This window comes from Actinomyces sp. HMSC075C01 (genome assembly GCF_001812965.1).
In the GTDB taxonomy this organism is placed as follows: domain Bacteria; phylum Actinomycetota; class Actinomycetes; order Actinomycetales; family Actinomycetaceae; genus Actinomyces; species Actinomyces acetigenes.
The window spans coordinates 24,108-33,765 of record NZ_KV811025.1; the positions used below are offsets into that span (position 1 = coordinate 24,108).

9 protein-coding genes and 1 pseudogene are annotated in these 9,658 nt (G+C 54.7%); 1 reads left to right on the forward strand and 9 read right to left on the reverse strand.

The window, feature by feature from the left end; genetic code table 11:
* Window positions 1-451: pseudogene (locus HMPREF2883_RS10305) on the reverse strand (hypothetical protein); the annotation flags it as partial.
* Between the two features lie 148 nt (window positions 452-599).
* On the opposite strand from HMPREF2883_RS10305, the gene HMPREF2883_RS14330 reads away from it, so the two are divergent.
* A complete protein-coding gene (locus HMPREF2883_RS14330) occupies window positions 600-2,696 on the forward strand; it encodes a KAP family P-loop NTPase fold protein (RefSeq protein ID WP_075370970.1) in 2,097 nt (698 codons plus the stop codon).
* A 39-nt stretch (window positions 2,697-2,735) separates the two neighbouring features.
* Here HMPREF2883_RS14330 and HMPREF2883_RS14850 read toward each other — a convergent pair whose 3' ends face one another.
* The 8 genes from HMPREF2883_RS14850 to HMPREF2883_RS10335 all read right to left on the reverse strand — a co-directional run bounded on the left by HMPREF2883_RS14850 (window position 2,736) and on the right by HMPREF2883_RS10335 (window position 9,612).
* Complete coding sequence (locus HMPREF2883_RS14850) at window positions 2,736-3,506, reverse strand: hypothetical protein (protein WP_070661931.1); 771 nt, start codon at window positions 3,504-3,506, stop codon at window positions 2,736-2,738.
* Between the two features lie 83 nt (window positions 3,507-3,589).
* Window positions 3,590-4,501, reverse strand: a complete 912-nt coding sequence (locus HMPREF2883_RS14340) for a hypothetical protein (RefSeq protein ID WP_075370969.1) — start codon at window positions 4,499-4,501, stop codon at window positions 3,590-3,592.
* A 73-nt stretch (window positions 4,502-4,574) separates the two neighbouring features.
* Window positions 4,575-5,042 carry a hypothetical protein gene (locus HMPREF2883_RS14855; protein WP_141759102.1) on the reverse strand — a complete coding sequence of 156 codons (468 nt, stop codon included), beginning with the start codon at window positions 5,040-5,042 and terminating at the stop codon, window positions 4,575-4,577.
* Window positions 5,027-5,788 carry a hypothetical protein gene (locus tag HMPREF2883_RS14860; protein ID WP_141759103.1) on the reverse strand — a complete coding sequence of 254 codons (762 nt, stop codon included), beginning with the start codon at window positions 5,786-5,788 and terminating at the stop codon, window positions 5,027-5,029. The genes HMPREF2883_RS14855 and HMPREF2883_RS14860 overlap by 16 nt, the downstream gene beginning before the upstream one ends.
* A gap of 288 nt (window positions 5,789-6,076) precedes the next feature.
* Window positions 6,077-6,355 (reverse strand): hypothetical protein, encoded by a 279-nt coding sequence (locus HMPREF2883_RS10320; RefSeq protein WP_070661934.1) that lies wholly within the window; start codon window positions 6,353-6,355, stop codon window positions 6,077-6,079.
* Window positions 6,356-6,411: 56 nt separating this feature from the next.
* Window positions 6,412-6,669 carry a hypothetical protein gene (locus tag HMPREF2883_RS10325; RefSeq protein WP_070661939.1) on the reverse strand — a complete coding sequence of 86 codons (258 nt, stop codon included), beginning with the start codon at window positions 6,667-6,669 and terminating at the stop codon, window positions 6,412-6,414.
* Window positions 6,666-8,939 carry an FtsK/SpoIIIE domain-containing protein gene (locus HMPREF2883_RS10330; protein ID WP_256277437.1) on the reverse strand — a complete coding sequence of 758 codons (2,274 nt, stop codon included), beginning with the start codon at window positions 8,937-8,939 and terminating at the stop codon, window positions 6,666-6,668. Before HMPREF2883_RS10330 ends, HMPREF2883_RS10325 begins: the two co-directional genes overlap by 4 nt.
* Before the next feature lie 130 nt (window positions 8,940-9,069).
* Window positions 9,070-9,612, reverse strand: coding sequence for a hypothetical protein (locus tag HMPREF2883_RS10335; protein WP_256277438.1), 543 nt, complete (start codon window positions 9,610-9,612; stop codon window positions 9,070-9,072).
* Window positions 9,613-9,658 lie beyond the last annotated feature (46 nt).

Consider the following 9,658-nt stretch of genomic DNA (forward strand, 5'->3'; position numbering starts at 1 on the left):
CTTGGTCTCGGATGTCGCGGTAGATCTCCCGAGCAAACTGCTCATCGCCCAGCCGTAGGGCCATCACGTTGGCCGCGACGTCATCCAGCAGCTCCGGCGTCGCCACGCGCTTCAAGTCCTCAGGGCGAATGGCAAAGCCCTCCACCACCGCATCACGCATCGCCGGAGCCTCCTCCCGGATGATCTGGCGGAAGCGGGCCAGCGTATGCGCCTCCTGGTCTCTCCGGAAGGTGTACTCGAAGAACGTCGACAGCAGCCCCGCACCAAACAGCGTCCCACCCAGCTCGCCCAGCGGCAGCGCGTGCAGCCACTGCCAACTTCCCAGCCGCAGCGGGGACAGCCAGGCGTTGAGCATCATGAGGAGGATGCCTGCAAGCGTCAGGGAGACTGCCAACAGGGCGGCTTTGAGGCGACGGAGGCGGTGGTAGGGAGAGGGGACGCTATCGAACATATCTATTAATTACTATAGCACGAAAGAGTTCTTCGATATGTATGTAAGCGTGATCTTGCCACGAAAGACAAGGCAGGTAGGCTTGTCTGCGCAGTGCTGACAAAACGTTCCCCAGCGTCAGCAGCCCCATTTATCAAGAAGGTCACTGATGACTGATCACCCCAAGAAAACGCCGAGTGCTATCAGCTATTTTGCGGACAATCCCATCTCGACGGCCTCGGAAGATCTACTGCAACGCAGCAAGTTCGTCGAGCGAATCGTGCGTGAGATCGACATGATCGACGCGTCGCAAGGTTATGTTTTGGCAGTTATGGGGCAATGGGGATCTGGCAAGACATCAGTACTCAACCTTGTTAAAGAGCGCTTGCAAAATAAGGAAATGCTCGTTGTGGATTACAACCCCTGGCTGCTATCAGGAACGGAAGCGCTCGTTGCAGGCTTGTTTGGAGAAATCAATGTCCAGCTTAAACAACGTGGCAAACAGTACCGCAGCATCGCCACCAAAATGCTACGCTATAGCGAACTGGTAGCGCCATTTGCGGCCATTCCGGTTGCCGGATCATGGTCCGCTGGCCTTCTTGCGATGGCGACTTTTGCGAAAAAATTTCGAGAGCTACGTAGTGTCAGCGTTGCAGCGCAAAAAGAGCGGGTCACTAAAGCGCTCGGGAGTCTTGACCATCCGATCGTAGCCATTATTGATGATATTGATCGGCTTGATAAAGTGGAAGTGCGCGAGATATTCAAACTGGTGCGCTTGACGGCGAACTTCCCCAATGTCATTTACCTCCTGTCTTTTGATCGTATACGAGTAGAAAATGCTCTGACGGAGGATGGCGTGCCTGGACGTGTCTATCTTGAGAAGATTGTGCAAAATGGGTTCGAGCTTCCAATAATTCCAAGGAAGGTGCTCACTCGTGAGGTGGCTCAGGCTTTGGGTTCTGCGCTGGAGCAAGTGAACGTTAGGCTCGACCGAGAAGTGTGGGATAATACGCTCCTCAATATCGTGGTACCGGCTATGAAGAACATGCGAGATGTGCGGCGTCTAGCGATGGCAGTACGATCGACGGCTGCTGCACTTACTGATAGCGTCGAAGTCTCGGACATCGTTGCACTCGAGTCAATGCGCCTCTTCCTGCCGGACGCGTTTTGGTATCTTGTGGCCTACCAGTTACCGGAAGGAAATTCGAAGATCAACGCCGATGAGATTCGAAGTAAGGATGAAAAGGAAATCAACATTAGTCAAGCGCTGAGCAACGTTCCTCAAAATGAAGCAATTATCGACGCCTTTCTTCGTATCACCTTGCCAACCTCGTCATACTACGATCCTGGCATGTTCTCTGCCGACATTGGCAGACCAGATGAGTATCTTCGAAAACGGCGTGTTGCTTACTCAGAGGTCATGAAAGTCTATCTCGAGCAGGTACTTCCTGATCAGCTGATTGCTTTTGCAAATGCAGAAAGAATCTATCAACTTACAGATGATAGTGCGGCTCTCGCACATGAGTTTAATGCTATAGCGGATGATGAGCTAGAGGACGTCATCAGCGATCTAGGTCGATTCGCGGGAGAATATTCTGAAGCGGGACTTATTAACGTTATTGTGGAAATTCTTGGTGCAATGACACGCCTTCCTCGGCATGATGATAGGTCAGTGTTTATGCCGGAGGCTCGATTTAATGTTACCTATGTCATCGATAAAATTCTGGAGCAGTACCGAAGGAATGGAGGTACCGTAGAGTCGGCGGTCAATGCCATCATTCCTCAACTACAGAGTTTTTCGGCTCGGCTTGAGTTGATCCTGCTCATTGGCTACGTTCCAGACACAGGTCGCAGACTCGTATCGGAAGCGTACGCCCAGCAGCTTCAGGAGCAGTATGAGCAGGGTGTAGCTGCGATGCCGATCGAACAGCTTGTGTATGAAGATAAACCGTTGAGAGTACTGATCGCTCCCGTGTACTGGGGGAGCCATATTGCACAGAGAATTGATACGACTGCTCCACTATCTGTTCACTACGCTGTGTTTAAGTCGGCGGTAGGTGAGAATAGACACCAGTCCTTCGAAAGTACGCACGTACATCGCACACCTGTTCTGGCATGGGGAGAGCTCTGCGGCGTCTACTCCGACGAGTCAACGATTGAGCAAGTATACAATAGGATGTGTGACGATCCAGCGCCAGATAGTTCAGATCTGCTCAAGTTGATCAAGAAGTATTTGGACGGGTGGCGACCCGAAGAGATAGATTGACGGAAGCCTGTGCCTTAATCTCTTCTGATAAGCCTCTACCTATTCAGTGTTTGTCATCCCATCAGCTGGCACATTCTCCACCTGATTGACTCGACCAATAAGGCTCGCTAAGTTTGCGAGGTTTGATTCCTCCAACAGATGCGGATGACGGGTCATGTGCTCGATGACGGCGATAAGGTGCTCGCGCGGTATCTGGGCCAGAGCAGATCGGATAGTCTCGGAGTCTTCGGTATCGATGATCTGTGAGTCCGACACCATCCGCAGTTGCTCGTCGCTATAGGTGCGGGCAGCAACCGCGGCAAGAAGACGAGCCTGCGCTTCGGCACTCGACATGGTCGGTCGCTCGTCGGCCTGCAGTATGCTGATGGACGAGGACTCTTCTGAAGAAGAAGTGACATCATCAATCACTATTTCTTCGACGCACTGTGGCGCTTTCTCGGCATGGCTCGAAGAATGACGATGTTTCCAATCCGCAACTTTCGTCTTGGCAAACGGCACAGCAGTTTCATTCCACCACCGTTGGACATGCGGTTTGGCTACTTGTACACCGTCTTCGATGAGTTTCACAATGACGGATGAAATTATTTCGGCAACCATCTCCTGTGTCTTTGAAAGACGTTCCTCAGCGGGAACATAAACCGTCTCGGTGACGATGATCGGATCTTCCTGGTCTTCGTCTACTGGAACAAAACGTGCGTTGCCTTTGAGATGTCCTTCCGTATCATAGAGGTTCTGGTGCCAGCCACCTTCCTTCTTCTTGCCTGGCGTCAGGTCGTCGTCCCACTCGTAGTAACCGGCTTGCCGTGCCATCGTTCCGTTTTATTCCTTACGCTGGCAGCGCTGGCTGCCGAAATGTGTCGGTTTCCTTAATCGTTTTGCTTTTTTGCTGACCATCAACTAATCCTCACGCTGGCCTTCGTTTCGTGGCTAGCCCCGTCCACGTCAGTCCAGGCGACTATGCAATCAGCTTCATTGGGCGAGCCGTGAACTTGCAAAATGGGGTACCGCTGGACGGCGTCTGGCGCCATCGTGCTGATGATATTGTTAGGATCAAATCTGATATCGAAAGGCCCACCCGACTCGTCGTCGCCGTCTTCGTATCGATAAGACACATTGGTCACTGGCTGCCCAGTTCGGTTTGTGAGGCTGAGATACAGCAGCCGTTTGTTCTTAAGTCGTCCCTTGCTGTCAGTTTCGGTGTAGCGTTCGATGTCAACTGAAGGCCAAACGCCAAGCGATGGATTATTCTTAGGATTGTGTGCGGGAGAGGTGGCTGGCTCACTGGGCGGGTCATAATCACGTGCAACGTTGTTCAACGTGTTGTTGATAATCTGCGTCAACTGCTCGTTCGATGAGTAAGTGCTGTAGAGCGCCTTGTTTTGGATTGACCTAAGATACTCGTTTAATGCAGCCGACTGCTGGATCGCCTCCGTTGTCGTGGGCGGCGCGCTTGGCATCAAGTTTCTCAGGATTGCGACTCGCTTGTTCTGACTGTGCAGTAGATCGATTTCTTCAATCGTTCCAGACGAGTGAGTTTCCGTCGGTGTGCCGAGCCGATTGGTGAACACGACCAACCCCATGTCAGACGAAGCAACCAACTGCTCGTTAATAAAAGCCTGTGGTTCTTTCCCGTAACTCGGACTCGTTCCTTCCTGCCAATCGGTAGGTGAGAATAATACTCCAAAGCGTCGGCTATAGTTCGTGTTCCACGAGCGTATCGTGCTATGAATCAGATCCCTGTGCACTGGCGGGAGGTCGCTCGGGCTGGAGAGGAGTACCTGAACGACGGTGGCTGAGTATGTCATGAGCGAACGATACCACCATTGGGCGCCTCGACGATTGTCTACACAGCATATTGGTGGAAGATAGTCGAGTCGACTAGCTTATAGGCACGCAAATCGTCACCATTCGCAGCCGAAGATCATCATCAAATTCGAAATTTGTCCAAGTTCCGTTCGGATTGTTATAGCGAATCCAGGACTGATTCCATTTTCCTTGACCCTCTGGATTTCCAAGGCACTGCACTATATTGTCGCGTGTTGCAGTGTTAGAAAATTGACTAAATAGAGGGTTTGAATAAACTGAGTATTCGGCATATAAGTGCTGTGTGTACAAAAAAATCGCTTCCAACCGATTGTTCTCCCATGCAAAATCCATTCCGGCATCATGTAGCAACCAATTTATTTTTGTCTCATCGTACCCAAGAAGTTCCTCGTCGACTTCTTGGATAACAGGAGTGCAGTCCAATTCATCGATGATTTGCTGCACTTCAGCCTTAACTGCTTCATCACTTTGTCCGACTAGTTTGATATACCGAGTTATGCTTCCCGCTATTTTCGTCGCCATAGTTGCTCCTTAAGGTAACTAAATCGTATCACTAACTTAGTATATATCATTTCTATGTCTTTGTCGCTGTACCCTCTTTTTCGGAGCTCGGGTGTGTACGCTTCTACGTCAGCTTTGATTGCGCGAATAATGTCGAGGCTATCTTGATGTATGCGATCCCTGGAGTTCCGGCCACGTATTGTGCGGCTTAGTTTGTCGTGCATTTCCTTGGGAACCGCTATCGCTCCTCCCAGTTTCCCGACAACTTTAAGTACTGCTTCTTGTTCTTTGGGGTTAAGTTTCCTTTCGAGCTCCGATTGTATGTGATTGCACGTAGCTTCAAATACCGCTGCTTTCGATGGAATGTGATCCATCTCCATGCCATCGCGTCCTGGGCGGCTCTTGAGCGCACTATATTCACCAACCTCAAAGAGTGAGACCTCTGCCATGTTTTGATCGGTTAGTCTGTCTTCGATGCGAAGGAAGGCGAGGACTTCTTCTGAAACGGTGTTCTCTCCGAGAATTTCGGCGACTATGTCAATGTAGTTGCCGGCGGCGTCGATGGCGTTATTCATATTCTTTTTCGCCGCATCCAATTGACTAACTACATCACATGTCTCGGGAGTCTGATATTCATATAAGCGGCGTTGAGCTTTCTCTATCGCGCCGATTACTCCCTTCATGCCACCTGATTTCTCTTTATATTTCTTTAGGTTCGACGCTTGATCCTTCAGTTTTCTTAGGATGTCGTTTAAGTTGTCGGCCATGGTTGCTATAGGTGTGAATTGGGGGCGAGTTCTCTTACTGCCTCTGAGGCGGAATCTATTCTAGTTCGACAGTCGTTCAATGCGCTGACCATGCGATGTGCTTCACTTTTTAGTTGACTTCCGTGTTTGGAGTCCGAAGCGGTGAATATGGTGTCGGTTTCGGAAACTATTTCTTCGCATTTTTTGGTTACATTACCTAATAGTTCTATTGTGTGGCTGAGCTTGCTAATTATGAGTACTACTATTTCGTCGGTAATCGGCTTGTATGTCGCCATCTCGTGTACCCGTTTACTGTGTTGCTGCCTGTATAAACTGTTCAACAGCCCTGCCGAGCTCTGCGAGTGCGGCGCTGCTGTCTTGGAGGCTGCGCTGGGCGGTGGTGACGGCTCTGGCGGCCGCAGCGCCGCTCTTGGATGGGTGGGAGACGGCAGCGAGCTTCTGGCCCTTTTTGCCGAGGGTGGTGGAGGCGGCGCTGGTGCGTTGGCTGAGTTGTGCGGCGCTGGAGCCGATCTGGCGGGCGGCGGTGATGACGGCGTTGAGGTCGTCGCCGGCATTGTCTGGTGCCATGGGCCTGTTCTTTCGTGGAAGTTGGTTAGTTTAAATCCCTGCGGTGCGCAGGGGCTTTAGATGTTGGTGACTTTCTTGGCGGACTGCTCGGCTTGGCGGAGCGCCTGTTGGGCTTTGCTGAGGCTGTCGTCGGCACGGCGGAGGGCAGTGAGCATGGTCTGCTCATGGCCGGCTTGGCCACCTTGGAGGGTTCTGGTGACGAGGGTCATGTTGTCGCGGTTGGTGGATTTGAAGTCGTTGATCAGGCCGTTCTGCTCGTTGATCTGGCTGATGACGCCGTTGATGGCGGCTTTGACTTGGGCGAGTGAGGTCACGGTGTACCTTCGTTCTGGAGTGATGGGTGTGGGAGCTGGGCGTAGGGGATGACGAGCTGCGGCCTGCTCATTTCGGCGGAGTCCCAGACGAGCATGCGATTGTCGGCACCGCGCCAGCGCAGCAGGGCGTCGTCGAAGAAGTCGACGGCCGACGAGGCATCGAGCTGCATGGCCGCTTTGATATCGAAGTAGGTGCTGCCGTTGTAGCCAACGCAGTTCTCGAACGATGTCTGCTTCTTCCACCAGAGCAGGAAGTGGATATGGCTGACGGGCGCGGCCTTGAACAGCTCCTGGACGGCTTCTTCTCGTTCGTCGGAGCTGGCACGCCAGCGCTCCAGGCCAAACCCGATGACGTAGACCGGTGGGGCACTGGCGTTGTCGGCGCGGTCAGCGACCTGTTCGGCCAGCTCATCGACGAGGGCGTCGGCCTGGTGCTTGTCGACAATGCGGTAGGTGCTGCCGATTTTGGTGAGCTGCTGCTCGAATGTGGCGCGCACGGCGTTGCGGGCCGGTGAGTGCCAGTCGCCGATCAGGTCGAGGAGGATGAGCTCGGCGGCAGGCGTGCTGTGCAGCAGAGACAGTGCGGCGTTGAGCAGGATGGCGTGGCCCGGGCCGGTGCCGAGCAGGGCCAGGTTGCGGCCGACGTCGGTCGTGAAGTCGACTGTGAGCGGTGCCGTTCCGACGCTGATGCGTCTGCCGAGCATCGCCTGGCCGGCGTGGAGCGACGGTAGGACGCGTGCGTCGTCGTGCAGGCTGAGGCGGCGCTCACCCTCGAAGACCTCAGGCGGGGCGACAGTGTCTCGGGCCTGCTGCCACCAGGCGGTGCGTAGCTTGGCCAGGATGGCGTCGTCGGCGTAGGCGATGGTGGTCTTGCGGTTGGAGGACAGCTCGCCGTAGTCGAGGTTGACGATGGCTTCACGAGAGCGTAGGTGGCTGGCAGCGTCGTTCTTGAACCCCAGGGTGGCGTGGGACTCCGCCAGGGAGTTCTTCAGGGCGATGCGCACTGGCACCTGGCCGAAGAGCCCTTCGCCTGCGGTGCCACCCAGGAGGTAGCCGCTGCTGATCGTCTGGGAGGCCAGGATGAAGTGGATGCCGCAGGCGCGGAAGAGCCGGGCACCCTTAACCAGCAGGTCGACCGCGCTCTCGGCGGTGTCGTCGTCCTCGCCGAAGAGCATCTGGAACTCGTCGATGACCACCACGATGCGGGGCATGACGGCCTCGGGATTGGCCAGGCGGTACTGGCGGATGTTCTGCACACCAGCGGCCTTGAAGGTGGCCATGCGCTGGCGGTAGATGGCGAAGAGGTGACGCAGGACGTTGACGCCGTACTCCCGATCGGCGTCCAGCCCCAGCACGCGGGCGTGCGGCAGGAATGAGCCAGTGTGCGGGTCTGGGGCGAAGGCTTGGAGGGTGACACCTTCCTTGAAGTCGAGCATGTAGAACTCGATCTCGCTGGGGGAGTAGCGCTGGCACAGGGAGTGCACCACCACCGAGATGAGGTTGGACTTGCCCTGCCCGACCGCGCCGGTGATCAGGGCGTTGTGGCGCTGGTTGAGCTCGTCGCCGAGGGTGACCTCGATGGTGGACATCCCATAGGTGCCCACTGCAAAGCTGATGCCATCCCGACTGGACTGCGACCACGGAGCGTCCAGCGGCTGCACCTCGCTGAAGGCCACTGGCTCCACCTGCGCCGACGCAACGGCGGACGCCACGCGGCGACTGACCGCGATTAGTTCATCCGCGCTCAGTGGGTCGAAGCGGCCCCGTACGCCACTGCGTTCGTCTAGAACTGTGCTTCCGTCGACCTGGCACTGTTGGCTCAGGCCAAGAACAAGCTCGTTGACCCCCAACGTCATGGAGTGGATGAGGAAGGTAACGCCGGCGGCTGGGCCGGCTTTGAGCAGGACGGTCAGTTTGTCCTTGATCTCGTCGCTGAGCAGCTCATAGTCGGTGGACAGGACGACCAGTTTGAAGCCCTCTACCTTGGGTGAGAGCTGTCGGCGGAAGTCCAGCAGGCTCTCCGTGCGCCCCTGGATGACGTTGAGGACGGCCTGGATGTGCTCGTGCAGGTGGTGGATGGTCTCGGTGAGTTCCTGCGTGTCGTTGATGTGGTGCAGGATCCTCTCCCCACCACTGTTGACCTCCTGGAACGGCGCTGCCATACCCTTGAGCGCATCGTCGAAGACCAGCACCTCTAGCTGCCCTGGCGCTGTCTCCTCCAGCGCTTTGGCCATGAGAAACTGGGTGAAGCGCACCGAGTCTCGATTCACCAAGGAATCCTCGACCCATATGTTGCTCCGCCCGACGAAGCCCAGGATGTCATTGCCGAGAGAAATCGTGTCGGCTACCTGACTTTGCATTGTCGATCCAATCGCCGAAATAATGCGGTGCTCACACGTGTCATGATTCTTCTGTCATGGCTTGTAGGGCGGCGCTCACTTTTTCGTGCTCGACGACAGATTGATCGTAGGCCTCCTTCATGCGTTTGTACTCGGCGTGGCGGACAAAATAGAATACAACCCAAGCGGTTGGCGCCGCAAAGAATAGCAATGTCACGATGTGGGGGTATGAGATGAATGCGATGATGCCAAGAACGGCGATGCCGATTGCCTTGAGTGGGAAATCCGGGACTCGGTTCGGGTCGGCGGGTGGAACCTGCAGTAGCTCGATGCGCTTGATGTAGAGATCGATGAACGTGATGATGCGTTTCGTCAGGTGTTGCGGGACGCCAAGACTAGTGAACTTGTCTCGCATGTTGCGGAACCAGTTTTTCGACTTCTCGAGCTCATTCATGTCATAGCAGTGTTTCTCAATCGCTTCGCAGCAGTTCTGGCTGACAGCGAGGAGTGTGGCAGAGTCCATGTCTGGGTCGGCCTTAAGGCCCTCAACACAGATGTCTATTGCCCTCGTGTATTGCTCCATCTTGATGTAGCAGGCAGCCATGCGGAATGCAATGAGGCTTATTCATAGGGGTGTTTGGGGTGTTTTG

What these genes read in the sequence shown, in the direction of transcription:
- HMPREF2883_RS14330 (WP_075370970.1), top strand. Translation starts at nt 600, where the DNA reads ATGACTGATCACCCCAAGAAAACGCCGAGTGCTATCAGCTATTTTGCG.
- HMPREF2883_RS14850 (WP_070661931.1), bottom strand. Translation starts at nt 3,506, where the DNA reads ATGGCACGGCAAGCCGGTTACTACGAGTGGGACGACGACCTGACGCCA.
- HMPREF2883_RS14340 (WP_075370969.1), bottom strand. Translation starts at nt 4,501, where the DNA reads ATGACATACTCAGCCACCGTCGTTCAGGTACTCCTCTCCAGCCCGAGC.
- HMPREF2883_RS14855 (WP_141759102.1), bottom strand. Translation starts at nt 5,042, where the DNA reads ATGGCGACGAAAATAGCGGGAAGCATAACTCGGTATATCAAACTAGTC.
- HMPREF2883_RS14860 (WP_141759103.1), bottom strand. Translation starts at nt 5,788, where the DNA reads ATGGCCGACAACTTAAACGACATCCTAAGAAAACTGAAGGATCAAGCG.
- HMPREF2883_RS10320 (WP_070661934.1), bottom strand. Translation starts at nt 6,355, where the DNA reads ATGGCACCAGACAATGCCGGCGACGACCTCAACGCCGTCATCACCGCC.
- HMPREF2883_RS10335 (WP_256277438.1), bottom strand. Translation starts at nt 9,612, where the DNA reads ATGGCTGCCTGCTACATCAAGATGGAGCAATACACGAGGGCAATAGAC.